Below are 24,280 nucleotides of genomic sequence, written 5' to 3'. Positions count from 1 at the left end.
ATCTGTATTGAAATACAAGGCCTGATGAGGGGTGACGAAATCTGGCCCGAGCCTTGCTAAAGGTCCTTTCTGAATTGGTTTATAGAAAGAATACTTGGAGGTTTCTCATGTTACCAATGCTTCACAAGCATACAATCATTACGGCCGCTTTGCTGGCTTCTTTGTCTCTTACTGCGTGTGGTAAGAAAAAAGACGTATTCAGTGAGCCTAAAAAAGAGGCGACTCAAACTGACTCTAATAAGACAAGCGACACCAACGATAAATTGGGTGGCGGTCTTCCTGACCCTGCAGATCCTAATGCGGGCTCTAAGCCTCAACCACTTCCGGGTAAACAGCCGTCAACTCCGACGCCTCCTCCTCCGCCAAAAACTCCCGAGGCGCCTCAGACTTCCAATCCAACACCTCCACCGGCTCCGGTTCCAACGACTCCGCCGCCAGTGGTGGGCACTCGTCCCGCTCCGGCTCCAGGCACGAATGTGATTCCTGGTGACTATAACGAGAAAGATCCCAACAGTCTTAATCGTGACAACCTGACAAAACGTATGACTGGTGGCGTGACTGAAGACGGTCTGGTTTATACTTCTTCTTCCACCGATGAGCTTTTGAACTATCTAAGAGCTCGTAACGAAAAAGTCAGCTATGACACTCGTCGTTTGAATAACGATGCAGCGGCTTCTGTTCAGTCTGCGAAAATGTCTGTGGATGGTTTGTCCGGTGATGTGATCATCACTTTGAAAATCAAAGAAGGTAATGACGTTAAAGTCTACAACGTCGCGGGTTCTTCCGGCGAAGGTTCTGCAACACCAGTAAGATCTGTGCGCGCTGGTAACGGCGAACGTTCCACCGGCGCTCGCGCTTTGGAAGGCACTGTGAAATGTGTGGACCTGGATGGCGGTTGCGAAACGACTTTTGCTCGCTTGAAAATCGGTACAAGCCCCACTTCTGCGATCATCAATATCGTGTTCAGAAATTCTTCTGCTGACTTGTTCTTCAAGCTTCCAGGCAACTACTCTGACAACCCAGAGTATCTGGTTCTGCGTGAGTTCATGAGAAACACTTACTTGAATGAAAACACTCAAGACAAAGTGAAGTCCGTGAAAATGTCCTCTTTCGAAGTTGTAAACGGCCGTTCCGGTTTCACAGTTATGATGAAAGGTGGCAACAGCGAGTTGTTGGCTTTCGCCGGTCCGTTGCTGGCTCCTGAAGCGGGTACAGGTGTGAACATTCCTCTTTCCCGTATCGCGAAAGATCAGGAAGACACTTTGGATTTGATCTCTTTGAACAACACCAAACTGACTTATGCTAACTGGATCGGTGAGGCTCGCCTTGTCGCCAACAACGGTTTGGGTCAGGTTCGTTTGGCTTTGAAAATGAGAAAACGCGCCACTTATGCTCAAGATCAGTTCGCGATCACGTTCATGCGTAAGATCAAACCTATCGTTGATCTTACTGATGACAACTTGAAATAGTCCCTAAAAGAACCCTTTCGAGGGTGGTTAATGTGTTGAGGGTCACTGATACTCCAAGGTCAGTGGCCCTTTTTTCGTTTTTCAGGGTCATTTTGGCCTCCAAAAGGGTTGGTACGCAGGTTGCTTTAAGGGTCGGTGGGGGAACTTTCTAACCACTTGGGGGACATAATGACTCTAAAAAACAGCCTTTTAATTTCGTTTGCCGCTATTACTTTATTCGCCGCTGCTGCTGAAGCCTATATCGTGCCGGGTGGTTCTCGTCCGGGCCCAGCTCCCATTCCAGATGTCGGCCCTGGCTTCCCAGGTGATTTCGGACCGGGCGGTGATTTTGGACCAGCTCCGGGTTATCCGGGGGATGACTTCGGTAATGGCGGGGGTTATGGCCGTCAGGAACGTAAAGTCATTTATTTGAACCGTCGTGTGAACAATGAAACCTTGCACCTTCGCCAGTTGGCGGGGATTGGTGAAAACTACCGTGGTTATGTTGTGGAGTCCGTGGAAGCGGAATTCCGCAGCAGCGGTTACAACACGGAAGTCATTTTGCTGACTGATGGCCGTCGTGAGGAAAGTGTTTATTCTCCTCAAGGTTCTGTTTTGCTTCGCCCGCAGTATCGTGCGGTTTTGGGTGAAGACATCCGCACTTTGCAACTAGAAATCCGTGGCAATGCCCAGCTTGAATCCGTCACTGTAAACTTGCGTGAGCAGGATTCATACAATCCTCCAGGTCGTCCTGAGCGCACAATCGACGTGCCGTTGTATGTGAACCGTCGTTTGTACGGGAATGACCGTTTGGATCTGGGCATGTACCTGGATATGAACCGCTACCGTGGTTACAGAATCCAGGCGATCGAAATCGATGCGAATGCGGTATACAATGTGGCGTTGATGGATCTTTTGATCAACGGCTTCAACCAGGGTCAAACCATCCAAGTGGATCGTTACGGTCGCCGCCAGACAGTGCAGCCGCAAAATGCTGTGATCGGTCAGACGGCATCCAGCATCGTGCTTTACACTCGCGGGGACTTGGATGTTCGCGGGGTGACTTTGAAGTTGTCCCGTCGCTAATTGCTGAACGTTTTAAAACTTAGACTAAGAAAAGGGGCTCCAACAGGGGGCCCTTTTTTTATGCCTTGCAATAAGTTAAGGATCTTTGCGCCAAATCCGCTTGTTTTGAGGATTCAAATCAGGTGAACTAGTTGAGTGCAAAGGAGAACCATTTCTATGCAAAACCGCCAGCCAGAGTTTAGCAAAGGCAAAGAAATTTCAATGGGTTCGCTCGTTCCGCCCGTATTATCTGATTACATGAACTATCGCCAGTTCTTGGCGGACTTCTATCTTTATAAACGTAAGGCTTCCAAAGGCTCTTTGCGCGCATACACGTATGCTGTGTTCTCTGCCGCTGCGAATATCAAATCCCCGAATTACCTGAAAATGATCATCGAAGGAAAAAGAAATCTTTCCGACGACATGATCGGCAAGTTCGGTAAAGCCCTGGGCTTTATGAAAGATCAGACCGAAGAATTCCGCCTGTTGGTGCAATTCACGCAAGCGATGGATCCGGCTGAGCGCAACATGTACCTCAAGAAATTGAGCGAACACCGTGTGGCGGGGAAACTGAAATCCGGCGAAATCGATCGCAAGACCTGGGAAAAAGTTCCGAACTGGGTGGCGTGGATCATTTACGCAATGATCGATCAAGACGGCGTGTCCTTCGATACGGCGACACTGAAAAAGCTTCTGCGTGGCAAGGCTTCTGAAGATGAAATCGACAATGCGCTGACCACTCTGATTACTTCGGGCGATCTTCGCCGTGACGAAGTGACAGGTGAATTGAAAAAAGCCCGCAGTCTGACTGAATCCCCGGAGGAAATCCCGGTGGCTTTGGTTCGCAAGCTGCAATCCCAACTGATGTACTTGGGCCTTGAATCCCTGTATCAGGATCAACCAACCGAGCGTGAGTTCGGGACGTTGACTCTTTCTTTGACCAAGTCTGAATTTGAAGAGATCAAATTCAAACTGCGCCAGATGAGAAAAGCCCTGCACAAGGACAACTCAATCGCGCGCATGAAGGACAAGGGCGAAAGAGTTTACCAGTTGAACATCCAACTGTTTCCGGTGACCAACGCGGTTGAATCTGCGGTGAAAGCACCAGCGATGAAGTCGGCTTTGGACATCCAGGTTGAAACTCCGATCGTGGAGACGACCCCTGTGGAAGCGCCAGTGATGATGGCTGAGGCTGCTCCGGTGGTTCCTCCTGTGAGTCCTGTATCTGCCCCTGTCAGCGCTAAAGAACAGAAGAATGAACGCTCCAATGTGAGCTCTCTTGCCGCAACGGCAGCGTCCGCTGCTGACCTTTTCCGTTAATTCTGCACAATCTAAGGGCTGTCATTGAACGTGACAGCCCCTCGGATAAATTTAAGATTCTTAAATTTTGGTGTCAGTTTTGCCCCATTTTTCAGCCAACAATGTGGATAACTCTGTGGAATAGCCCCATAAATGGTGGATATCTCAACCGTTTGGCGTAAATTGTCCCTTGCTAACGTTAGGATCTGGTTAGGATGACACCACCTACGCAAGACAAAAGTCCTGCGTCACGAAAAATTTAATCGTTGAAAACAGGGGTGCAAATGGGAAGGATAACCGGTTTTCATTTGCCCGAAATTAAGGGACAATGAAGACGATGTGTTCACACACTATGGGGGCGTACTGGCTTCGACGTGGGTGCTGAAGCATAAGGAGCATACCGGGGCGCATGAGGACCTCGTTAAAAACGTGCACTTTGTAATTGGCAACGATTACGCACTTGCAGCTTAATTAAGCAGCACGATCAACCTTGTGGTGGTTCCGCACTTGGATTGATCGTCATTTAGGGACCTCGGCGTGTTGGGTTTTCTCCAGCAGACATGCTTAAATTTACTGGGGGAGAGGTCTTAGGGATTTTGTCTGTGGAAGCCCGAGGACCAATCTAAAACACTGACTAAGTATGTAGCGCCTTATCGTGGATCATTTGCGGACGGGGGTTCAATTCCCCCCGCCTCCACCATTTTTTGTCGAGAAATCTCGCTAATATTTTCAATAATGAACTATTTCACGCTGTGGAATTTCTGTGCCTACCTTATGCAAGCCATTTGTCTATAAATAAACATATATCTATGTATAATGCCGTTGTTTGATAAACTGCCTCTTGGAAAAGGCGAGGCGATTTATTAAAGGCTTAAAAGTAAACGAATCGAATAACTGTGTAGTTTGCATAATTGAAGAGTTTTCCGAGGAGTTGGAAAACTCTTTAAGAGAATGTTTGGTGAGAATTTGTCATGGAAAATCACGCGCTGAAGATGAGGCTGAATTCTATACATATAAAAGAACTCTTGGGGAGTTCTTGTCCCGTCTTAGTAATAAAGAAGAAGATATGAAGGTCGGAATGATTGGCGAACTGCTGATTCACTTAGTTCTGCCTATGACATGTCAGAGAATGGATTCTGTGGGCATCTATTTTAACTTGGAAGAGGCAAACATAAAAAAGGGCTTTGATGGAACCTACAAAAGAGATGGGGAGATCTGGCTTTTGGAATCCAAATCTGGCAGCTGGAACAAGGGTGATATCACCGTCATGACGACTTCTCACTTACATGCTGCCAAAAGAGATATTGCTGGTAAGTTGAAAAGCAAAAGAACAACGCTCTGGCAAAACGCCCTGAATGGATTTTCAATTGCTAATAAACCATCTGATGAGAAGAGGGCTTTAGAGGCGATTCTGAAAGGTGGCTATATGAAAGCGGAGGCTTCAGGTGGGGATGCAAAAGAACATAATGTCATTCTGGCAGCTCCAATATTTGGAGGTATTCCGCCTGCAGTCATTAGTGAAAGCATTGTTGCGCTTCATGCCACTATTTTAAAAGCAAACATCTTTAAAAATTTGGTTGTTCTTGCAATTCAAAAAACCACGGTTGAAAAAGTAATTAAATTCTTACAGACAGAGGCGAGTTAGGAAAAATGGGTACCCTTACCTTAAGAGTTCTTAGAGAAACTGATTTTCCTAAGCTGTATCGAAGATTCATATTACATCAGATGAACTCATCTGATGACCTCGCGAAACTTCTTCAATCAGCATTTCTTTTTCTGTCCTCTAGTAGGCAAGAAATTTGCCAGTTTGGGTATAGGCTGACCTTGTTTTACGCTATGAAACAGAAGGATTTTGGCCTTCTATTTAAGGTTGCGCAGGGACTCGGATATTATCCAGTGTTGAAGTTAATTCAAAGGTCTTCTAAAGAAGATACTATTATATCAGAAGGCTTTTACCATGAATTTTCAGAGGCTATAACTGAGGCGTACAATAGTGATGGCAGATATTTAACTCGAGGACAGAATTTATCGAATATAAAGTTTAAAAATCGGGCTGGATCTGTAGCGGTAGTAGCTCCGACATCCTACGGAAAATCTGAATTAATTACTTCTTCTCTTAGGCCAGGCGAAAATATCTGTATTTTGGTTCCAACCTTGGCTCTACTTGCGCAGACGAAGAAGAGAGTGTTGCGAAGTGAAATGTATGAAGTATCTCAGAAGATCATCACACACCATGAGATGTACAATAGGAACGATAATGGATTTATTGCAATTTTGACCCAAGAGCGGTTGTTAAAACTGTTGGAATCTGATGAAAAAGTAAAGTTCCATTCTTTATTTATCGACGAAGCTCATAATCTTCTCGTTGATGGCGATCGTGAGAGATTTTTGGCAATGGCCATTATATTGATGGTGAAGAGGAATACGGGTATCGCTCTTAACTTCCTCACGCCATTTTTAAATAGCGTAAAGAATCTGAAGGTGAATTTTGCGAACTATGATCTTGAGGAGATAAGAATTAAAGAATTTGTTAAGGCTGAAAAGATATTTCTTTGTGATACGCGAAAGAATCGTCGGCTTTTCTTCTATGATCAATTTATGGATAAGTATTATCCCGCATCAGACAAAATCTTTGGTCGGGATACTGAACTCATTCGAGAAAAAGCGGGCCAAAAGAACATCGTATATATTAATAGGCCAGTTGATATTGAAAAGTTTACTTTGCGTTTCATTGATTTATTGCCTCCAATGTATAATGAACAGATCGAGACCGCATGTAACGACATTGCAAAGTTTTTACATAAAGACTATACCCTTATTAAGGCACTCCGGAAAGGAGTTGTCTTTCATCACGGATCCGTTCCGGACAATGTCAGACTTTTTGTTGAGTATATTTTTTCTCAGTTTCAAGATATCAAGCATATAGTTACGAATTCAACTTTGCTGGAGGGTGTAAATATTCCGGCGGAGAAAATCTTCATTTTGAGTAACAAAAAAGGTAGTCGTTTATTGGCGCCGTCGCAGGTTAGGAATTTGGCGGGGCGGATTTGTCGTTTTAGTGAGGTATTCCGGGATTCAAACAAGGATTTGAGCCTGCTTGCCCCCGAAATGTATGTTATCGGGTCACAATTTACTAGCGAGAGTGCGAATTTACATAAGTGGATATCAGAATCTTTCAAGGTAGATAGAGAGCTTAAGGATAAGCCGTCAAATGTGCTTCTGGAGAAAGCAAATGACGTCGAGAAATTGACTCAAAAAGCGGAAGTCGAAACTTTTTTGGAGAATCTGTCTCCTGGAATAACAGAGAAAGATGATATTTCGTATGCGACTACTGACGTTGGGCGTCTCGCATTTAGAAATAATGTAACTGAAATAGATATACTCAAGCACGAAAAGACAATGCAAGCGAAGATTAATGAAATGATCGAGCTTGGTATTGAGGCGTCAGAGGTTTCAGATATTATCTTTTTGATTTCAGATGTTTTTGTTCAGCTAATTCCAGAAGAGAGACTATTTGCAAATATCCGTCGTCTACTTAAGGAAGAGGCTATGAATTTCTATTCAAGGTTTTTGGAATGGAGAATAGAGAATAAGTCATACTCTGAAATGATTTACCTATTTAAAACTTACTGGGACCATGTCGAAAACACACCTATTCCTTATGCATATGTGGGTAAATGGGGAGATGAAAAGCGCGACGGTCACCGGCCAAATTGGATAAATCTTAAGAAGAAAACACACGAACAAAAAATTAACTTAATAATTGCAAAGATTAAGGACGAACAGGACTTTGTGGATAACAAGTTGATGAAGTTTGTTGAGATCCTTAATGATTCAGGTCTGATTTCGTACTCATTATATATTAAACTAAAATATGGCACATCCGACCTCACTCAGATATCTATGCTTCGAAATGGATTTGGTGGTTCACTGGCAACTCTCTTAAGAGAGAAGTATTCCCAGTTTATCGTCCATCAAGAGAATGGGAGTATAAATCTACGAATGGAAATTTTAGGTGAAATGGAAAAAAATAAGGAGAACATGGTTCTTGTCTACGAAGCTAGCTTTCATGTCAGATAGTGTTGCAAGACTATAAATTTGGTGGAGGTAATGTTAGGCGCATGAACCCTTGATTTTTTCCTTCCTTGAGATTAAGTAGGCATAACGCTCTGTTTAAGGAAAATCCCATGGACCTACCATTCTCCGCCGCTGCCGACCGTAACAAAGAACCCATTCTGGAAGTTCTTAAGAAAGTGATTCGTACCGAAGACCACAACCTGCTCGAGGTGGGCGCAGGCACGGGACAACACGCGGTTTACCTTGCGCCCTTCTTCCCAAGGATGGATTGGACTCCGACCGAAGTGGCAGAAAACCTGCCGATGCTTCGTGAGCGTATCAAGCAAGCTGGCATTCCGAATATCAAAACCCCGTTCCGTATGGTTGTCGGGGAGGATGATTTCCCGATTCGCACTTTCGATGTGATTCTGACGATCAATACTTTCCACATCATGTCCTGGAAAGAGTGTAAGACTTTTATCAAATTGATCGCAGGCCGCTTGGAAGAAAGCGGGAAGGTTTTGATCTACGGGCCGTTCAACTATAACGGCAAGTTCACGACCCCTAGCAATGAAGAGTTCGACAAGTCCCTGCGTGAACGAGATCCGCAAAGTGGCATTCGCAACTTTGAAGATGTGCTGGCGGCGATGTTTAAGAATGGTTTTGAGTTCGTGAAAGACTTCGAAATGCCAGCGAACAATCGCATGCTTCTTTTCCGTAGGCTTAAATTCGTAAGAAAGAAGTGAGCCTTTTTCTAAGGCCTCGATGGTCATTTTCAGAAGATGCCAAGAAGCTTTGAGCGCATCTGTTTCTTTCGATCAAGTGTCCTGCCATCGACGACAAAGGTGCCGTCACCCACGGCATGCAGGGTGCGCTTTTCCTTTCGGGAGGTGTCGAAGTAAGCGGCAACTCCCTCAAGCACGACGATGTCGTGCTTCTTGATGATGTCGACGACTTTGCATTCAATGTTGGCAACACATTCTTTGATCAGGGGAGCTTCAACATACTTTCCTTTAATGGGCGTGAGTCGAAATGTATCAAACTTGTCAGTGTCTTTTCCAGAACAAGTGCCCACGCCAACCACTTTATCCAGCAAATCAACAGTCGGTATGGCAATGACACACTCGCGGTTCTTTGTGAGCGCTTTATAGGAAAAGTTCCACGGGCCTGTGGTGATAGCGAATTTTGGTGTGAAATCCACAACCATCGTCCATGAAATCGTCATGACATTATTGGTGCCGCCGGCACTTGTGGTCACGAGCGTCACCGGGCCGGGCTCGATAAGAGTGAATGCTTTGCGAAGATCCATTTTCTTCATAGCAAAATCACACGACCTGGCAACTGGAGCGTCAAGATTTGAACTGGTGTTTTTGAGCAAAGCGCAGAAAGCGCAAATTATCGCTGATATTACTCAGTCTCTTGTAAAAGTACTGGGTAAGAAGCCAGAACACACTCATATCGTCATCCAGGAAATTGCGGACGAGGATTGGGGTTTTGAAGGTCTGCCGACGGATGAATGGAAGAAAAAGCAGAAATAGCTTTTTTTAAATCCAAATACCCGTCGTCAGCTGACACTGCGTCTTCATTGTCTGTTCTGCAAAATGACGATGGCTTGTCCTTTGCCTTTGATGGATAGCTTTCCGCTTTTGGCAAGAAGGCCGTCACCATCTTGGAGCTCGCTGCCGTTCCAGCTAAGACTTCCAATGGAAACCGCATAGGCGAACTTGTCTTCTGGAATATCAAAGACCTGTTCGTCCCCTTCAATCTTTGCAGCATACAACCACACATCCTGTCGGATATTCAGTGGGGCAGCGCTAGGTCCCGCCAACAGGTTGAAGCCTTTCTGGGTAAGACCTGCTTGCTGCACCACCGGCGTTCCCGATTTGGCATTCGGATGGATCCAGATCTGAAGCAGACGCAAAGGTTGGTCACTGAGATTCCCTTCCGCATGAAAGATGCCGTCTCGGGCACTCATCAGTTGCAGATGCTCTGCCGGAACTTCCTGATTCGTTCCTTTGTCATCCAAATGTTGAAGCTTGCCATGAACCACCCAGGTCAGGATTTCCATGTCATTGTGGGGATGATCGGGGAAGCGGGATTTGGGTTGGATTTTCGCATCCGCCAAAACCAGCAGATTCCTCAGTTGTTCGCCACGACCAGAATACGGGCCGACAGTGGCGATAAAGTGATCTTTCAAAGACAGCCAGCCCAGGTTCATTTCCGGCAACTGGGAATAGGGCCTAACTTGAATTTCGGATAGTTTTGAATTCATAGAATCGCTCCTTATGGTATTCTGGGGCAGGTGGTATCTTTAGTAAAGTAGGGGTATTTTGGAAACTAGTTTCCTGGAGTGAACTAATGGCAAAAAGTAAATCATTGGAAGCCTGCCCGGTTTATAAGACGGCGATGATTCTGGACGGAAAGTGGACTATTCTCATCTTTAGAGACTTACTGGCTAATAAAGTCGTCCGGTTCAATGAGCTTCGCCGGTCCCTGGGATCCATCAGCCCCAAAACCCTGACCGAGCGCCTGACGGAGCTGGAAGATCAGGGGTTGGTTTCAAGAAAAGTCTACGCCGAGGTCCCGCCAAGGGTGGAATACTCTCTGACTGAAAAAGGCAAAGGTCTTTCTGCCGTGTTTGATTCCATGGCAAAATTCGGAGACAAGTGGCTGCGCTAGATCAAGCCACCTTCCTGAAGCAGCAGTCTGCCGGAAATTTCCGGCAGCTCTGTTGCCAGGCTTTTTAGCAAGAATTCAAAACGTGCGATAGCGGCTTCTTTTCGTTCTTGATCAGTCCCTTCAAGGCCGTCGGCCAGTTCGCGCCATTCCGGTGATCTTAAAAGGACCTCTTGCAATGACTTGGTGAACACATCAGCCCACGTCGGTTGGCTGAATGTAAAGTTCAGTGAAAGGGATTCTTCCTCGGTGGTTGTTTCATGCCAATAACCGCGGGGGACAAATAAAACACAGCCCGGCTTCATCACGACTTCCATGCTGTCTTCATCCAAAGCATCGATCAGGTGAGCATGACATTGCTTCTCAAGAGCTGCCGGCATTTCTTCCGAACCGGTGGTAAAACGCTCCGTGGGGAAATCCACGGACTCATTCGGTGCAAGTCGCCATGTCTTGGTGCCTTTGATCTGAATGATGAAGTTTGCGTTGGCATCAAAATGCAGACGGGTGCCGCAACCAGCAGGTGTGGCATAGGCAATCGAACGCGCTTTGCACAGATCGTTTTCAGCTCCACCAGTTACTAACCCCAAGTCCGCGCGGACATTCCCCAATATGTCAGCAATCGTTGAATCCTGACTTTGCATGGAATCAAAAACCAGGGTCATGTTGTTGCGATAGGCTTTCAGCGCATCGTTAGGCTCAAGATGAATCGAGCTGTATTCGTCGTCAAAATCAGGCAGGCAGGCGCGAACTTTGCGCTGTCGGGCAGAGATCAGGTTTTTAAGATCTTGCATTTGCTCTAAGGAAAAGATGTCCTGCAGTTTCCCCGGGGTCGCCGGAATAAACAAAGGCTCTACAGGCCAGTGGGAATTAAAGAATTCAGGAAGTGTGACAGGAGCCAATAGCTCAGCAAGACCAAGTTTTTTCATGTCTTGATTTAACCCCGAGAAACCGATCAGGGCTATCTATTCTTTAAGGTGTCAGCTCTTCAGCAAAGACTTTTTCGGTCACGCGCCAGAACTTGTCCTGTTTTCTGGCGATGACAAAGATCGGGGAGCGGAAAAGCTTCTGGAATCGGATGACTTCCTGAGGACTTGTCAGATCCACGGCCAGTTCCGGCAGTCTTAGGTGGGATCTTAAGAAGTTGATATTGAACTTCTTCACAGCTGTTGTGTTGTTGAAGAAGTGGACTTCGCTGAGGTAATTGGACTCCAGATCGTAATAACGGATTTCGAGGTAAGGATTTGAGTTCTTGTCCTTGCGCTCTTCAAATGAAATCCGGTCCGGAGTCATCACATGGGCGTTCTTGGAAAGCTTCGCCTGCTTCAGTTTGGCTTCAGCATCAATTAAGACGGCATCGCACTTTTCACAAGCCTTGGCCGTGATGTCGTTTTCACAGGAACAGTTGTGGCAAAGCTTAAATCGGAATCGGAATCCGCAGGGCTTGATTTCCAATGTGTTCGGATCTTGAGAGGCCCCTTTGCATTTTCTGCCGAAATGTTCAAAGACCACGCCATCATCATCGGCATAACCCCAGAAATCATTTTCAAAAGCACATTTTGGGCAGGCCACTTTGACCGGGACGGTGTCCTTGGCCGGGCGCTTGTCGCTGATCTCCGGAGCATAGATGTCGTGACCGACCCCGGTGTAATCCAGAACGTAACAATCTTTTTTGTCTTCAGATAAACGAAGTCCGCGACCCACAATCTGCTGATACAGACTGTTGGATTCCGTGGGGCGCAAGATCGCAATAACATCGACATGAGGCGCATCAAATCCTGTGGTCAGGACTGACACGTTCACCAGGTACTTGAATTTCTTCTGTTTAAAGTCGTGGATGATTTGCGCGCGCTCTTTGATATCCGTGTCACCAAAGACGACGCGGGCCTGATCCGTGGGCAGATAGGTCATGATTTCTTCAGCATGTTTAATGGTGCTGGCAAAAATCATCACACCTTGACGGTCGTACTTTTCCGTGATGTCGATGATGTTATTGATAATCAACGGGGTCAGGCGCTTTTGATTCTTAAGAACTTCTTCAACCTCGGCGGTGGTGAAGGCGCGGTCTTTTCCCAGCAGGTCTGAAAAGTCATAGCATGTGACGGGAATATCAACCTTGACCGGGATGGTCAGATAGCCGTGGCGAATCATGTAGGACAGTGGCAGTTCGTACACGCACTGCTTGAAGAATCGGCTTTGTTCGGTTTTAAGCTCGCCACCTTGGTTGTATTCATAAATCCAGCCCAGCCCCATGCGGTAAGGCGTGGCCGTCAGGCCCAAGACACACAAAGTCGGGTTGCGATCCTGCAGCTTTTTAACGACTTCCTGATATTGTGTTGCGCCCTCTTCGGCGACACGATGGCATTCATCGATGATCAGCAAAGAAAAGTTGTTGAAAAATTCATCCGGGGCGCGGGCCACGGACTGGACGCTTCCAAAAATGGCCTTCTGATCGTGATCTTTCTTTCCCAGGCTGGCAGAAAAGATGCCGGCTTCCAGGCCATAGCTTCTGTACTTGTCATGGTTTTGTTCGACCAGCTCTTTGACGTGTGCCAGTACCAGGATACGACCACGGGCGATGCGGGCCAATTCGGCAATAACCAAACTTTTTCCCGCACCTGTCGGCAGCACAATGACAGCCGGTTCCCGTTTCTTCTGGAAATACCGGATCGTATTTGTAACCGCCTGCTGTTGATAGTCACGTAACCTGTACATGGGCCCACCTTACAGGATTAGGCTGAAAATCTCACTTCTTAAGTTTCTCTGGACACAAGCTTATTTACAGCTGAGAGCGCCGTGACTAAACTATTTTTGCAGGAGGTCTATATGGATGAAAGTGATTTTGAGGGGACTTTGGTTCTTGAGAAAATTGCAGAGATCAATAAGATTGACGAGTTCTTTGAGGCTCTGGATTCCGACGACTTTGACCAGGCCCGAGCCCTGATGAGACGCGCCGGGGTGGACGGCGAGACCATTATGATGGTTTTAAGAAAAATGCGTGCGGCGGACGGCGAACACTAAAATTGGCCCCGTTCGCAGATTACTTGAATGATCCAATCCGGTTGGATATGATCCCATGCACTGCTAGAGGGACGTGGTTTTGGCGTTAAACGACAAGAAAAAGACAATTGAGTATTTTAGCTCATGGCATGTCCAGAACAAGATCACTCTGATCTGCCTGATTTCCATTTTGCTGCTTTCAGCCCTGTTTGTGGCCGCAGCGATCCTTCTACCGGCCATCACCACCACGCAAATTATTGCTTTTATTATTCTGATTCCAGCCATCGCCTGCTTCGGCATTGCAACCTGCCATTCTTCCGGTCTGGAGTTGGAGAAAGCCCGACGTGACTACGACAAAATGGCGCAGCGGTTGTCCGAAACGGAAGATTCACAAATCACCCTAGATAGATTCTTTACCATTTCCAATGACCTGATGGCGGTGGCGGGGAAAGACGGGCGTCTGAAGAAAGTCAGCAAGTCCCTGGTGAATACTCTGGGATACAGTGAAGAGACTTTGCTCAGCACTCCGTTTTTTGAATTCATTCATCCAGATGACCGCGTATCCACCCGCGAAAACATCAAGGCCTTAAGTTTGGGCCTGCGTTCCGTGGACTTTGTGAATCGCTATCGCACGGCCGAGGGCTCTTATCGCACCCTGAGCTGGAGTGCCGCCGCCGACGACGAACTGGGTGTTCGTTTTGCTTCGGCCCGCGATGTGACCGATGAAAGAAACTTCAGAACCCGTATGCAGCAGATCCTGGATTCGGCTCCGTTCCTGCTGATTGTGAAAGACACCGAAGGCACTATCACCAATTGCAATGACGCCTTTGCCGGGATGGTGGGTTTCACCCGCGAATCCCTTTTGGGAAAAAACATCCGACTGTTAAAATCTCCATTCCACTCGGCTTCTTCTGAAAAAGAGCAGGAAGTTCTAAGATCGCAGATCCCGGTCACCTATGACGAAGTGTTAGTGACAAATGGGACTGAAGAAAAGTATCTTTCCACGGTGTTCCCGATTGTGGATCAGACGGGCAAAGCGATTTCGATCGGTAAAGTTTCAGTAAAGGTTTTACAGTAACCTTGGGAGGCCTTCATGGCTGCTAACGACAAAAAGATTTTGATCTATCTTCCAGATGAATACGCGGACTGGGAAGGCGCTTACCTGATGAGCGAACTTTCCCAGAACAAGATTCCTTTTACCGTTGTGTCCGAAACGAAGAACACCATCACCTCCATCGGAAGCCTGGAAGTGCAGCCTCAGGCGGCTGTCTCAGACTTTACCGCAGATCAGGTGTCCGCTTTGATTCTGATCGGCGGGGAAAACTGGCCGAATATGGATCGCAATAAAGACGCGCGCGCACTGGCAGCCCAGGTTTTGAAGCAAAACTCTGTGCTGGCGGCGATCTGTGGGGCGACCTTTGCGCTGGCGCAAGAGGGCTTACTGAAAGACCGCAAACACACCAGCAATGATCTGAATATGCTAAAGGCCTTCGTGCCAACCTATACTGAAGACGCCAATTACCAGAACCAGCTTGCCGTTACGGATGGAAATCTGATCACGGCTTCCGGAGCAGGCCCGGTGGACTTCACGTTGGAGCTTTTGCGCGCTTTGGATGTTTACACCGAAGAAAAGCGTCAGCACTGGTATAACCTGTTCAAAAACGGAACTCCGCCACCGGCAGAGTTCTGGACATAGCTTAGGCGGGGTCCTTAGCGGAGCGAAGTCAGGCGTGCCAGTTTGTCCGGATTTCTTTGGGAGTAAATTCGGGCAATCTTTCCATCTTCAAATTCAAATGAAATCAGGGTTTCAAAGGCCCAATCACCCGAAGGAAGCTTTTTAGAAATCACCACACCCGGACGTCCACTGACCGGGTGCAGTTCCATTTTCATTTCATAAGGCGGCTTCACGCGGGAAGAATAGATACCCGCAAAGAACCGCGCAATATCAAATGGTGTGCGCAGGATGTGCGGAACAGCCGAGATCTTCCCACCACCATCTGCCCAAAATTCAGAACTGTCAGATAAAAGCAGACTAAGTGCTTCAGTATTGCCGGTTCGGGCAGTTTCAAAGAACTGCGAAATCAGCTTTGTGGGATTTGCACCTTCGGCAGGTTCAAAGCGCTTCTTATTCGTGGAAATAAACTCTCGCGCTCTTTGCGCGATCTTTCTGCAGGCGGCCTCGGACTTGTTTAAGAACTCAGAGATTTCCTTGAATGAGTATTCAAAGATTTCATTCAACAGATAGACGGCGCGCTCTTCAGGGTTTAAGCGCTCCAGCAATAGCAGAAAGCTTGTGGTCAGGCTCTCTGTTATAATCAGATTCTTGTCGGCGGAATCTGCTTCCGGCAAGTTCCAATATTGAAGGCTGTCAGGCACCGCATCCGGAAGCCAGGTTCCGGAATAAGATTCCCGCTGTTTATATGCGGATTTCAGCAGATCCAGCGCGCGGTGTGAACATATCTTGGTCAGCCAGGATTTGTGGCTTTCTATAGTGGAAGGGTCGGTTTTCGCCGCCTCAATAAAGACATCCTGAACCAGGTCTTCGGCTTCGGCCAGACTTCCGGTCATTCTGAAAGTGAAGGATATCAAATAGGGACGGTGCTGTGAAAAAGACGGTTCCCATTCATTAAAATAAAGCGGTTTTTCCATATCGATAAGACGAGTCTAAAAGGCGAAATGTGACAATTCACCTTAAAATATCCAGATCTGTCACAATTTTTAGGCCTCCGTCGTCTTAAGGGCACAAACCCCTTCAAGGAGCCTGTATGCACAAAGCAAGAATTCAATTTGCACCCATGATTCAAGATCAGTTCCAAAAGCTCGCACAAATGAGCCAGTCCGTGGAAGAAACCCTTGGTGAAAGCCTGTTTGGTCTGGTTCATAACCGTGTTTCCCAGATCAACGGCTGTGCCTTCTGTCTGGATATGGATGTGAAAAAAGCCAAAATTCGCGGCGAGCGTGAACTGCGCATGTATCACGTTGCCGTCTGGCGCGATTCTCATCTGTTTACGGATAAGGAAAGAGCCGCTTTGGAATGGAGCGAGGCTGTCACCAAGCTGCATGGGGATAATATCAGTGATGAGCTGTATCAGCGTGTTCGTGAACACTTCTCTGAAAAGGAACTGGTTCATCTGACGTTGGGGATCAGCGTGGTGAATGTGTGGAACCGTCTGAATGTGGCTTTCCGCAATCCTGCCGGTTCTGCCGATGCTTTTTTCGGTCTTGATAAGGCGGGTCTATAGTTGAAATTGTTCGATTTGATCATGGGCTTGGAATATTCTAAGTCCATGATTAAATCTCACAGCAATAATTTCCAGGCCGAACATTCCTTTTCGATCAGCTCTGAAGATGAGCTGGTGAAATCGTTCCGTGTGCGTGATCAGAAAAAATTGGTTCTGCCGGGGAATTTGAAGTTCCCCCTGAACATCCGCTCTTACTTCACGTGGAAAGAGTCCTCTGGAGTTTACACCTATCTGGTCATGAAAATGCCCAACTGGGATCTTCCCAAAGGTGTGGCGTTTAAACGAACCGCTTCCAGCGGTGAGCCCACGGGCGGTCTTTGCAACTGGTGCAATGCTTATGGTTCGTCAGAAGAAATCGGCCTGCTTTCGGTTGCGATGAGCGCCAATGTCAGTAACTCCTACATGATCTGTCAGGACCTGCGCTGTATTGAAAAGATTGAAGAAGCGGCAATGCTGGCGGGGAAAGATCCCGAGAAAAATATCACGGAGCTTTACTATAAGATGTCCAAGCTCTTTGAAAATATCAGCAACTATCGCCCGGACTAAGCTTTTAGAATTTCAAAATATCTTTTCAGAGAATCATAAAGGGCATTAAAGGCTTTGGGATCTTCAAGGCCCTTTAACATCCCGTAAAAGCCCTCATGGGCCATCACCACAAAATGCGCCACCTGACGGGTGTTGATGTCGTCACGCAGATAACCTGCTTTTTTGGCGCGCTTGAGTTCCTGATCCATGCCATCAATCCAGTAGTTCAGCGCATCTTGCAGACGCTCTTTAAAGCCAGCATCCACCGGCGCCATTTCCTGCACCAGATTATTTAAAGGACAGCCATAGCGAAGTTCCTGAGGATCTGCCTTACCGATCAGGTTTTTTAACTGAAGCAAGATCCCTTCAAGGGGGTTTTCATAGGTTTTAAGCGGATCAATCCAGCGGGCATAGGTCATGGGCTTGATGACTTCATCCACCAGGGCATAGCCCAGATCCAGTTTTGTCGGGAATTGATGGTAAAAGGCCCCTTTGGTCATCGACGTCTTTTTGACAATGTCATCGATGCTAACCCCTTGAAATCCGCGGGTAAAGACCTCCCAAAAAGCCGCATCCAAAATCTCTTTGCGGGACTTTTCCAGGTTTCGGGTCTTTCTAAGAGGTGCTTTTCGCACCTTTTTTCCTTTTTCCATGTAAAGAGTCTAGCAAAAAAGACCGATCTTTACAACATACTAAATAGTATGTTAAGGTTTCTCATATAGGAGGTCTTTATGTTGATCAAAGTGGTCGTGGGTGTTCTGGTTGTCGTGGCATTGTTCCTGGCCTTTATCGCCACTCGCAAGGGTGAATTTCGCTATGAAGCAGGCGAAGTGATAGCGGCTCCGCCGGAAAAGATCTTTCCCTATATTAGTGATTTGAAGCTGGGCGGGGAGTGGTCTCCATTTGAAAAAGTGGATCCGAACATGAAAAAAGAATTTATCGGTGAACCGAATCAAGTGGGCAGCAAGATGACTTTTGCTGGCAATAAAGAGGCTGGTGCCGGCTCAATTGAGATCATCCGAATTGTTCCCAATGAACTGGTGCAGCTTCGTCTGCTGATGACTGAACCTTTGGCCGCTGACAATATTGTGGAATATCGCCTGACACCCGAAGGACAAGGAACTCGTTTCAGCTGGTCCATGTCCGGTGATGGTGGCTATGTTGGAAAACTTGTTACATTCTTTATCGATTGCGAAAAAATGATCACGGATCAATTCCGCAAAGGCTTTGAAAACCTAAAAGCCATCGTGGAAGTAAGGTAAGGAGCAGAAGATGAAAGGCGAATTTTGGATCAATCTTCCTTCCAAGGATATTGAAAAAAGCCGTAAATTTTATACCGAGCTTGGTTTTGAAATGAACACCGCTCACGCGGCCCCCCACATGGTGGGAATGTTTTTGGGAAGCAAGAAGGTTGTGTTGAATATCTTCCCGGATGTGATGTTCAAAGAATTTATCGGTGGTTCTGCCGTGACAGAAAGCCATGAATCCGGAGAAGTGCTTTTTTCATTGGGTGCTGACTCTGTCGCGGAAGTGGATGATTGGGCCAGCCGAGCCGAAAAAGCCGGGGCCAAATCCTTTGGTGACCCCGGAGACAAAGACGGTTGGATGTACGGGTGTGGCTTTGCCGATCCGGACGGTCACCGCTGGAATATTTTATTTATGAACATGAGCAAGATGCCGAAATAGGAGGCCGTTATGAATATTGATCCAAAGCTTGATCTGGTGCTTGAGAGAGTTATTGATTTGACCCCTGAACAGGTATGGAAGGGCTGGACGACTCCAGAGATTCTGACCAAATGGTTCTGCCCGGAACCCTGGAAAACCATTGAGGCCGAAGTGGATCTGAAACCAGGCGGGATCTTCCGCACGGTGATGCAATCTCCGGAAGGTGACAAGTACCCGAATGTCGGCTGCTTCCTGGAAGTTGAAAAGAACAAAAAGCTTGTATGGACTGATGTTTTGGCTCCAGGATTCCGCCCGGTTCCGACCGTAGAATCCGGCGCGGGTTTCCCGATGACGGCCTTCATCTTGCTTGAAGAGCATCAGGGAAAAACCAAGTACACGGCCGTGGCTCGCCATCGCAGTGAAGAAGACTTGAAAAAACACGAAGCCATGGGCTTCCATGAAGGCTGGGGCATTTGTGCTGATCAGCTTGTGAAAGTGATGAAGAGTCTTTAAAAAAGAAAAAGCGGCTTGTAACAAAGCCGCTTTTTTTATTTCTTCAGGGTCAGGCGCACCGGGCAGTGATCTGAACCCATCACGTCCGGGCAGTGGGCCGCCGCCTTCAGGCGGTCAGAAGCCTCTTTATTCACCAGGAAATAATCCAAGCGCCATCCGATGTTCTTTTCGCGAACTCCGGGGCGATAGCTCCACCAGGTGTAATGATCAGGCCCTTGTTCAAACTTTCTGAAGCTGTCGACCCATTCAAGCTTGTCCAGGAACTTGGTCATCCATGCGCGCTCTTCCGGAAGGAAGCCCGCGTTCTTCATGTTGGTTTTGGGATTTCTAAGATCAATCTCTTTATGAGCGATATTAAAGTCCCCGCAAATGATGACTTCGCGGCCTTTCTTGCGAAGGGCTTGCAGGCGCTTTTCCGCCGCCGCACAGAATTCCAGCTTGAACGGCAAGCGGGTGTGTTCGCGCTGACTGTTGGGCCAGTAGCTGTTCACAACTGTGATCGGGCCAAAATCCGCTTCCAGCCAGCGGCCTTCGATATCAAACTTCGGGATGCCCAATCCGATGCGCACGTCGTCGGGTTCTTTCTTGGAATAAAGTGCCAGGCCGGAATAACCAGCTTTTTCGGCAAAAGCCCAAGAAGAATGGTATTTCGCGGGATGATAGAATTCTTCATCCTTTTTGATGGCTTCGTCGGTGATTTTAATTTCCTGCAGGCAGATGATGTCGGCTTTTTCTTTTTCAAACCATTCGCGGAAATTTTTGCGGTGGACCGAACGCAACCCATTAACATTCCAAGAGATCATTTTCATAAGCCCTACAATAGGGGATTTTGCCGATGGAGGTCAAGGCCGGTCGAGGGTTGCCGCCGCCCGGGTTTTGATACTATAAAAGGCTCAGCTTTCAGGAGCATTTAAAGATGAATATGAACGAATTTAACATCGCGGCTCAGGACTTTCTGCAGAGGGTATTCAATAAGTTGGATGCTCAGAATATCCAACTGGATAAGCACTGGTTCATTGATCATCTTTGTTATCGCGTTTCTTCTTTGGAAAACTATAACGTCTTCAAAACGCAGTTCGCGTCCTTTGCCGAACTTTTGATTGAAAGCGACGTGAATGGTCGACCTATTGCCACTTACAAGTTTGCTGAACCTATTCGTTTTAGAGACTGGTCGATTCAGGTGGTCGAACTTCCTGCGCCCAAGCCGGGTAAAGTCACTGTTGAAGGTTTCGAGCACTTTGAAGTGGTTGCAGATAGCGGCTTTGATGAAATCAAGGCTCGTTATCCAAAAGCAGTTTTCAGTGAATCGGGTTTAAAAAAAGATTTTAATCCCGAGCTTGAAATTTCATTGGATGAACTGGCGATCAAATTTCATCCGCTGTCTTTGGAATCTGTTATCCGACTTGAAAAGAACGAAGCCGTTTATGCAGCTGTGAAAAGTTCAGGTGTTCTGAAAGCCCTGAAGGTACATCAGCCCCTGTTGGTGGGAACCTACCCGCTGGGTATGAATGTTTCTGGATCTGATGTGGATGTTCTGATCAACGTTCCAGATCTGACGGCGGCGGAGACCTTGTTTAGAAAGAACTTCTCCGGCTTTGAAAACTTTAAGATCGAAACCCACGCGCAGTATGCTGCGGTGACAGCTTCTTTTGATTTTCAAGGCGTGCCCTTTGAGGTCTTTGCGCAAGTGAAAGATACAGCCAAACAAAATGCAAACCTGCACTTCCTGGTCGAAGAGCGTCTGTTGCATGTGGGTGGATCGTCATTGGCTGAAAAGATTCTGGCTTTACGTAAAGCCGGGGATAAGACCGAGCCGGCTTTTGCCAGGGCTTTGGGGCTGTCCGGGAATCCTTATGACGAGCTTTTGCGATTACAAACACTCAGCGAGTCTGAGCTTCGTCAGCTTCTGAAATAAAAAAAGGCCGTGCTTTCCACGGCCTTTCTCATTCTTACTCTTTCGCCAGTAAATCTTCCAGTTTGTCGAAGGATCCAGTCCATCCTTGCGTCATTCCGGCGCGGCCCTGAACAAAGGTTGCCAGTTCCTCTTTCGTCCAAGTCCCGTGAGCTTCCCAGGTGATTGTGACTCGGGTTTCATCCGGAGCTTCCTCGGTCAAAAGCACCGTGGTTTTCATGGATTCGGGCCATGTTGGCGCCAGTGGGTGACGGGATGGTTTTTCATCCTTGTCGCAGAACTGTTGCGTGTACACGATGCGATCCGGGCGATTGATTTCCAGATAATGAGCGCGACTATAGAATTCGACGCCCTGTCCGTTAGTCATCATGCAAAGCGTGCTGCCGCCAGTTTTAATATCCGCACGCAGGAATTTCATGGTGAACCCCGTCGGTGGAATCCATTTGGCAAAGTGTTCGGGATTCGTCCACATTTCAAATACCGTGTTGATCGGTGCTTCAAACGAACGGTTGATCACAAATGTCTCGTGGCCTGAAGATTCTTTTTCCAGATATTCCGCCAGACGGTCCCAAGTGGAATTGCCGCCAGCAGCTTTGATAAACTTTTTGGTTTCCTGTGCCGCTTCCGGAGTTGGCAAAGTCATGGTCATTTCAAGCTTGGTTTTGCCTTTAACATCCTGGAATGTGGCCGTCACACGGAACAGAGGAGGCCTGTCATCGTTGCCTCCGTGATCGTACACCAGTCGCGAACGTTCTACGACTTCGTGATAAATGGTTTTATTTTCCCAGTTGGTTCCATCGGGTCCATGCATGGTGTAAGCCCAATGGCCGCCGGGGCGCAGGTCTTTGCTGTGAGTGGTGATTGTGAATCCGCGTGGACCCCACCATTTGGCAACTTGGGCGGGATCCGTCCAGGCATCCCATACGGCTTTCACCGGGGCATCGTAAATTCGCGTGATTTTGATTTCGTTGGATTTACTTTTTGCGGCCATGTTTTTTCCCTTTCGGTTTTTCTTTCACAGTGACGGTTTTTAAGTAGGCATCTAAGCGATCAAGACTTTCTTCCCAGAAGATGCGGTATTGCTCCATCCAGTCGGCGACATCTTTCAAGCCATCGCCGTTCAGTTTGCAGGGGCGCCACTGCGCTTCTTTGGATTTCGTAATCAAGCCCGCTTTTTCCAGCACCTTTAAATGTTTGGTGACAGCAGGCAGGCTCATTTCTTTTAGAAACGGCTTGGCCAGATCCGACACATTGGCTTCACCTTTTGAAAGCTGAGCCAGCATCGCCCGGCGGGTGGGGTCTGCTAAAGCGGCAAAGGTCAGGCTAAGATGGTCTTGCATAATACACCTATCGGTTAATTAACTAATAAGTTAAATATAAACCTCTTAGGTGAATCTGTCAAATTTGCGATTAAATTAAGCAATTTCAATAAGTTATAAATATCACAAAAACGCGTGGCAAAGGCCCGGGTCTGTAATAGAACACTGCCATGGTGAAAGTTTCCCGAATCCTTCATGCCGGTTACGTCTTTGAGTGCGAGGGCACGCGCTTAGCCTTTGATACGATCTTTGAAAATCCCTTCAGTCGTAACTGCCATGCTTTTCCTGCTGTCGAGTTTGACCAAGAGCAGATTCGCGAGCTGAAGTTTTCCGCTGTTTTTATTTCCCATTACCATGATGATCATTGTTCCTTGGACAGTTTGAATCTGCTGGATCGAACCACTCCGATTTACATGTACTGTGTTTTTGACGAAATCTTTGATTGGATTCGTCAGCTGGGATTTACCAATGTGAATTCTTTGGCGTTGAATACGCCAGTTAGAATAGGTGAATTTGAAGTCATTCCGCGCCGGGCTTTGGATGCGGATGTGGATTCCTTGTTTCAGATCAAGGCCAAGGGTTTAAACATTCTGAATGTCGTGGATTCCTGGATTGACTATGACACCTTGGATTTGTTGCGTGATCAGGCCCCGTGGGATCTGGTGATGTGGCCTTTTCAGACGATGCGTGAAATTGAAGTGATCGCTCCAAGAAATGCCGTCCCTTCCGATGGCTTGATCCCGGAAGAGTGGGCCGAACAGATAAAGGCGCTCAATCCTCGTTTCGTGATCCCAAGTTCCTGCCAGTTTTCCATGGAAAGCTGGTCTTGGTACAATCACGCCTTTTTTCCCGTGTCCTATGCGGGTTTTCAAACTCAGATCAAAGCATTATTGCCTCAAGCGCAAGTGGTGCGCCTGAATCCGTCATGCAGCATTGTGCTGGATCATGGCGGGGTTCAATCCTCGGAATCGCTTCCGTGGATAACGCCTGTGGGTCCGCAGGATGTCGATTATGACTATCAGCCGAACCTGGTTCCGCCAAAAACCTCTGAAATGGCTAAGCACTTTCCGGCATTAACGCCCGAACAAACCCGCAGTGTGCTTGAATACTGCCAACGAGGACTTTTGGAAAAGTACCGCTCGATGGCGGCCCCTGAAGATGTCTACTTTGAAAAGCCTCGTCTGTGGCGGCTTTCCGTCTTTGATCATGAAGGTCAAGGACAGGAATTCTTTTATCAGGTCCACGGGTCCGAGATCGAAAGGCTGACGGAAGCCAGAGGCAACATTGCATGGGCAACCGAAGTGGCCCTTTACAAGCTGCACGCGGCTTTGCAGGCAGGCGAGACATTAACATCCATGTATATGCGGATTAATGATTTTGATTTTGTCGCCGAACTAAGTTCTGCCGTGGCTGAAGTGGATGTGGTCGAAGATCCGCTGATTCGCTGTCTGTTCAACGGAGTCTTCGGAGCTTACCAGCTGGCGCAACTTCGCCGCCTGACAGGCTGTCAGAGAGCAGCGTTTTAATCGGTTCTATCCATTGACTGATGTTTACAGCAACTCT

General features: G+C 47.4%; 27 protein-coding genes and 1 other RNA gene. 19 read left to right on the top strand and 9 right to left on the bottom strand.

All coding sequences use genetic code 11. The annotated features are described in order from the left end of the window. Positions 1 to 107: 107 nt before the first annotated feature. The 7 genes from BDT_RS17990 (at position 108) to BDT_RS17965 (ending at position 8,614) form a co-directional block, all read left to right on the top strand. On the top strand, positions 108 to 1,469 hold the full coding sequence (locus BDT_RS17990; protein ID WP_235046194.1) for a hypothetical protein: 1,362 nt from the start codon (positions 108 to 110) through the stop codon (positions 1,467 to 1,469). A 168-nt stretch (positions 1,470 to 1,637) separates the two neighbouring features. Then, positions 1,638 to 2,534, top strand: coding sequence for a hypothetical protein (locus tag BDT_RS17985; protein ID WP_015092674.1), 897 nt, complete (start codon positions 1,638 to 1,640; stop codon positions 2,532 to 2,534). A gap of 156 nt (positions 2,535 to 2,690) precedes the next feature. After that, the gene (locus BDT_RS17980) at positions 2,691 to 3,833 is read left to right on the top strand and encodes a DUF4423 domain-containing protein (protein ID WP_015092673.1); all 1,143 of its coding nucleotides are present in this window, start codon (positions 2,691 to 2,693) and stop codon (positions 3,831 to 3,833) included. Positions 3,834 to 4,166: 333 nt separating this feature from the next. Continuing rightward, positions 4,167 to 4,512, top strand: a transfer-messenger RNA (tmRNA) gene (gene ssrA / locus BDT_RS19120). A 231-nt stretch (positions 4,513 to 4,743) separates the two neighbouring features. After that, positions 4,744 to 5,457, top strand: coding sequence for a hypothetical protein (locus BDT_RS19000; RefSeq protein ID WP_158320253.1), 714 nt, complete (start codon positions 4,744 to 4,746; stop codon positions 5,455 to 5,457). Positions 5,458 to 5,648: 191 nt separating this feature from the next. Continuing rightward, positions 5,649 to 7,892: a DEAD/DEAH box helicase gene (locus BDT_RS17970; RefSeq protein ID WP_158320252.1), complete on the top strand. Its 2,244-nt coding sequence runs from the start codon at positions 5,649 to 5,651 to the stop codon at positions 7,890 to 7,892. Positions 7,893 to 7,999: 107 nt separating this feature from the next. After that, positions 8,000 to 8,614 carry a DUF938 domain-containing protein gene (locus BDT_RS17965; RefSeq protein ID WP_015092670.1) on the top strand — a complete coding sequence of 205 codons (615 nt, stop codon included), beginning with the start codon at positions 8,000 to 8,002 and terminating at the stop codon, positions 8,612 to 8,614. A gap of 29 nt (positions 8,615 to 8,643) precedes the next feature. On the opposite strand, the gene BDT_RS17960 is transcribed toward BDT_RS17965, so the two are convergent. Continuing rightward, positions 8,644 to 9,186 (bottom strand): flavin reductase family protein, encoded by a 543-nt coding sequence (locus BDT_RS17960; protein WP_015092669.1) that lies wholly within the window; start codon positions 9,184 to 9,186, stop codon positions 8,644 to 8,646. Positions 9,187 to 9,232: 46 nt separating this feature from the next. Here BDT_RS17960 and BDT_RS17955 point away from each other — a divergent pair, with 46 nt between their 5' ends. After that, positions 9,233 to 9,406: a tautomerase family protein gene (locus BDT_RS17955; protein WP_015092668.1), complete on the top strand. Its 174-nt coding sequence runs from the start codon at positions 9,233 to 9,235 to the stop codon at positions 9,404 to 9,406. A gap of 44 nt (positions 9,407 to 9,450) precedes the next feature. On the opposite strand, the gene BDT_RS17950 is transcribed toward BDT_RS17955, so the two are convergent. After that, a complete protein-coding gene (locus BDT_RS17950) occupies positions 9,451 to 10,140 on the bottom strand; it encodes a pirin family protein (RefSeq protein WP_015092667.1) in 690 nt (229 codons plus the stop codon). An 86-nt stretch (positions 10,141 to 10,226) separates the two neighbouring features. Here BDT_RS17950 and BDT_RS17945 point away from each other — a divergent pair, with 86 nt between their 5' ends. Beyond that, positions 10,227 to 10,547, top strand: a complete 321-nt coding sequence (locus BDT_RS17945) for a winged helix-turn-helix transcriptional regulator (RefSeq protein ID WP_011165997.1) — start codon at positions 10,227 to 10,229, stop codon at positions 10,545 to 10,547. On the opposite strand, the gene BDT_RS17940 is transcribed toward BDT_RS17945, so the two are convergent. Further along, positions 10,544 to 11,470, bottom strand: coding sequence for a JmjC domain-containing protein (locus BDT_RS17940; protein ID WP_015092666.1), 927 nt, complete (start codon positions 11,468 to 11,470; stop codon positions 10,544 to 10,546). The two genes, BDT_RS17945 and BDT_RS17940, sit on opposite strands and share 4 nt — an antisense overlap. Positions 11,471 to 11,513: 43 nt before the next feature. Then, positions 11,514 to 13,256, bottom strand: coding sequence for a DEAD/DEAH box helicase (locus BDT_RS17935; protein WP_041578088.1), 1,743 nt, complete (start codon positions 13,254 to 13,256; stop codon positions 11,514 to 11,516). Between the two features lie 111 nt (positions 13,257 to 13,367). On the opposite strand from BDT_RS17935, the gene BDT_RS17930 reads away from it, so the two are divergent. From BDT_RS17930 to BDT_RS17920, 3 genes are all read left to right on the top strand, one after another. After that, positions 13,368 to 13,562 (top strand): hypothetical protein, encoded by a 195-nt coding sequence (locus BDT_RS17930; protein ID WP_226987839.1) that lies wholly within the window; start codon positions 13,368 to 13,370, stop codon positions 13,560 to 13,562. 73 nt (positions 13,563 to 13,635) lie between these two features. Continuing rightward, on the top strand, positions 13,636 to 14,619 hold the full coding sequence (locus tag BDT_RS17925; RefSeq protein WP_015092663.1) for a PAS domain-containing protein: 984 nt from the start codon (positions 13,636 to 13,638) through the stop codon (positions 14,617 to 14,619). A gap of 15 nt (positions 14,620 to 14,634) precedes the next feature. Beyond that, positions 14,635 to 15,237, top strand: a complete 603-nt coding sequence (locus BDT_RS17920) for a type 1 glutamine amidotransferase family protein (protein WP_015092662.1) — start codon at positions 14,635 to 14,637, stop codon at positions 15,235 to 15,237. Between the two features lie 14 nt (positions 15,238 to 15,251). On the opposite strand, the gene BDT_RS17915 is transcribed toward BDT_RS17920, so the two are convergent. Further along, positions 15,252 to 16,190 (bottom strand): sigma-70 family RNA polymerase sigma factor, encoded by a 939-nt coding sequence (locus BDT_RS17915; RefSeq protein WP_015092661.1) that lies wholly within the window; start codon positions 16,188 to 16,190, stop codon positions 15,252 to 15,254. 116 nt (positions 16,191 to 16,306) lie between these two features. On the opposite strand from BDT_RS17915, the gene BDT_RS17910 reads away from it, so the two are divergent. Both BDT_RS17910 and BDT_RS17905 read left to right on the top strand, forming a co-directional pair. Next, positions 16,307 to 16,783 carry a carboxymuconolactone decarboxylase family protein gene (locus BDT_RS17910; protein WP_148278896.1) on the top strand — a complete coding sequence of 159 codons (477 nt, stop codon included), beginning with the start codon at positions 16,307 to 16,309 and terminating at the stop codon, positions 16,781 to 16,783. After that, positions 16,784 to 17,329, top strand: a complete 546-nt coding sequence (locus tag BDT_RS17905; RefSeq protein WP_235046192.1) for an FBP domain-containing protein — start codon at positions 16,784 to 16,786, stop codon at positions 17,327 to 17,329. Here the strand turns inward: BDT_RS17905 and BDT_RS17900 are convergent. Next, the gene (locus BDT_RS17900; protein WP_015092658.1) at positions 17,326 to 17,961 is read right to left on the bottom strand and encodes a TetR/AcrR family transcriptional regulator; all 636 of its coding nucleotides are present in this window, start codon (positions 17,959 to 17,961) and stop codon (positions 17,326 to 17,328) included. The genes BDT_RS17905 and BDT_RS17900 overlap by 4 nt on opposite strands. 78 nt (positions 17,962 to 18,039) lie before the next feature. Here BDT_RS17900 and BDT_RS17895 point away from each other — a divergent pair, with 78 nt between their 5' ends. From BDT_RS17895 to BDT_RS17885, 3 genes are read left to right on the top strand one after another with little or no spacing between them, the layout of a single operon-like run. Beyond that, positions 18,040 to 18,570 (top strand): SRPBCC family protein, encoded by a 531-nt coding sequence (locus tag BDT_RS17895; RefSeq protein WP_015092657.1) that lies wholly within the window; start codon positions 18,040 to 18,042, stop codon positions 18,568 to 18,570. Between the two features lie 10 nt (positions 18,571 to 18,580). Then, on the top strand, positions 18,581 to 18,994 hold the full coding sequence (locus BDT_RS17890; protein ID WP_015092656.1) for a VOC family protein: 414 nt from the start codon (positions 18,581 to 18,583) through the stop codon (positions 18,992 to 18,994). A 9-nt stretch (positions 18,995 to 19,003) separates the two neighbouring features. Continuing rightward, entirely contained in the window at positions 19,004 to 19,486 is a 483-nt protein-coding gene (locus BDT_RS17885; protein ID WP_015092655.1) for an SRPBCC family protein, read from the top strand. A 35-nt stretch (positions 19,487 to 19,521) separates the two neighbouring features. Here BDT_RS17885 and BDT_RS17880 read toward each other — a convergent pair whose 3' ends face one another. Then, positions 19,522 to 20,295: an exodeoxyribonuclease III gene (locus tag BDT_RS17880; protein ID WP_041578087.1), complete on the bottom strand. Its 774-nt coding sequence runs from the start codon at positions 20,293 to 20,295 to the stop codon at positions 19,522 to 19,524. Between the two features lie 113 nt (positions 20,296 to 20,408). On the opposite strand from BDT_RS17880, the gene BDT_RS17875 reads away from it, so the two are divergent. Continuing rightward, positions 20,409 to 21,401: a VOC family protein gene (locus BDT_RS17875; protein WP_235046190.1), complete on the top strand. Its 993-nt coding sequence runs from the start codon at positions 20,409 to 20,411 to the stop codon at positions 21,399 to 21,401. 34 nt (positions 21,402 to 21,435) lie between these two features. On the opposite strand, the gene BDT_RS17870 is transcribed toward BDT_RS17875, so the two are convergent. Further along, the gene (locus BDT_RS17870; RefSeq protein WP_015092651.1) at positions 21,436 to 22,389 is read right to left on the bottom strand and encodes an SRPBCC family protein; all 954 of its coding nucleotides are present in this window, start codon (positions 22,387 to 22,389) and stop codon (positions 21,436 to 21,438) included. Beyond that, positions 22,373 to 22,738: an ArsR/SmtB family transcription factor gene (locus BDT_RS17865; RefSeq protein WP_015092650.1), complete on the bottom strand. Its 366-nt coding sequence runs from the start codon at positions 22,736 to 22,738 to the stop codon at positions 22,373 to 22,375. Before BDT_RS17865 ends, BDT_RS17870 begins: the two co-directional genes overlap by 17 nt. A gap of 149 nt (positions 22,739 to 22,887) precedes the next feature. Here BDT_RS17865 and BDT_RS17860 point away from each other — a divergent pair, with 149 nt between their 5' ends. Continuing rightward, complete coding sequence (locus BDT_RS17860) at positions 22,888 to 24,243, top strand: MBL fold metallo-hydrolase (protein WP_015092649.1); 1,356 nt, start codon at positions 22,888 to 22,890, stop codon at positions 24,241 to 24,243. The last annotated feature ends 37 nt before the right edge of the window (positions 24,244 to 24,280 follow it).

The organism is Bdellovibrio bacteriovorus str. Tiberius, from assembly GCF_000317895.1.
Lineage (GTDB): Bacteria > Bdellovibrionota > Bdellovibrionia > Bdellovibrionales > Bdellovibrionaceae > Bdellovibrio > Bdellovibrio bacteriovorus_F.
Note: the sequence above shows the minus strand (reverse complement) of the source record. Positions and strands in the feature narration are given on the sequence as shown.

Bases quoted from the DNA above. Each gene is read 5' to 3' on its own strand.
- BDT_RS17890 (WP_015092656.1), top strand. From the start codon at position 18,581: ATGAAAGGCGAATTTTGGATCAATCTTCCTTCCAAGGATATTGAAAAA.
- BDT_RS17875 (WP_235046190.1), top strand. From the start codon at position 20,409: ATGAACGAATTTAACATCGCGGCTCAGGACTTTCTGCAGAGGGTATTC.
- BDT_RS17900 (WP_015092658.1), bottom strand. From the start codon at position 17,961: ATGGAAAAAGGAAAAAAGGTGCGAAAAGCACCTCTTAGAAAGACCCGA.
- BDT_RS17915 (WP_015092661.1), bottom strand. From the start codon at position 16,190: ATGGAAAAACCGCTTTATTTTAATGAATGGGAACCGTCTTTTTCACAG.
- BDT_RS17965 (WP_015092670.1), top strand. From the start codon at position 8,000: ATGGACCTACCATTCTCCGCCGCTGCCGACCGTAACAAAGAACCCATT.
- BDT_RS17885 (WP_015092655.1), top strand. From the start codon at position 19,004: ATGAATATTGATCCAAAGCTTGATCTGGTGCTTGAGAGAGTTATTGAT.
- BDT_RS17930 (WP_226987839.1), top strand. From the start codon at position 13,368: ATGGATGAAAGTGATTTTGAGGGGACTTTGGTTCTTGAGAAAATTGCA.
- BDT_RS17950 (WP_015092667.1), bottom strand. From the start codon at position 10,140: ATGAATTCAAAACTATCCGAAATTCAAGTTAGGCCCTATTCCCAGTTG.
- BDT_RS17940 (WP_015092666.1), bottom strand. From the start codon at position 11,470: ATGAAAAAACTTGGTCTTGCTGAGCTATTGGCTCCTGTCACACTTCCT.
- BDT_RS17880 (WP_041578087.1), bottom strand. From the start codon at position 20,295: ATGAAAATGATCTCTTGGAATGTTAATGGGTTGCGTTCGGTCCACCGC.
- BDT_RS17920 (WP_015092662.1), top strand. From the start codon at position 14,635: ATGGCTGCTAACGACAAAAAGATTTTGATCTATCTTCCAGATGAATAC.
- BDT_RS17870 (WP_015092651.1), bottom strand. From the start codon at position 22,389: ATGGCCGCAAAAAGTAAATCCAACGAAATCAAAATCACGCGAATTTAC.
- BDT_RS17860 (WP_015092649.1), top strand. From the start codon at position 22,888: ATGGTGAAAGTTTCCCGAATCCTTCATGCCGGTTACGTCTTTGAGTGC.
- BDT_RS17945 (WP_011165997.1), top strand. From the start codon at position 10,227: ATGGCAAAAAGTAAATCATTGGAAGCCTGCCCGGTTTATAAGACGGCG.
- BDT_RS17935 (WP_041578088.1), bottom strand. From the start codon at position 13,256: ATGTACAGGTTACGTGACTATCAACAGCAGGCGGTTACAAATACGATC.
- BDT_RS17960 (WP_015092669.1), bottom strand. From the start codon at position 9,186: ATGAAGAAAATGGATCTTCGCAAAGCATTCACTCTTATCGAGCCCGGC.
- BDT_RS17980 (WP_015092673.1), top strand. From the start codon at position 2,691: ATGCAAAACCGCCAGCCAGAGTTTAGCAAAGGCAAAGAAATTTCAATG.
- BDT_RS17990 (WP_235046194.1), top strand. From the start codon at position 108: ATGTTACCAATGCTTCACAAGCATACAATCATTACGGCCGCTTTGCTG.
- BDT_RS17970 (WP_158320252.1), top strand. From the start codon at position 5,649: ATGAAACAGAAGGATTTTGGCCTTCTATTTAAGGTTGCGCAGGGACTC.
- BDT_RS17895 (WP_015092657.1), top strand. From the start codon at position 18,040: ATGTTGATCAAAGTGGTCGTGGGTGTTCTGGTTGTCGTGGCATTGTTC.
- BDT_RS17865 (WP_015092650.1), bottom strand. From the start codon at position 22,738: ATGCAAGACCATCTTAGCCTGACCTTTGCCGCTTTAGCAGACCCCACC.
- BDT_RS17910 (WP_148278896.1), top strand. From the start codon at position 16,307: ATGCACAAAGCAAGAATTCAATTTGCACCCATGATTCAAGATCAGTTC.
- BDT_RS17985 (WP_015092674.1), top strand. From the start codon at position 1,638: ATGACTCTAAAAAACAGCCTTTTAATTTCGTTTGCCGCTATTACTTTA.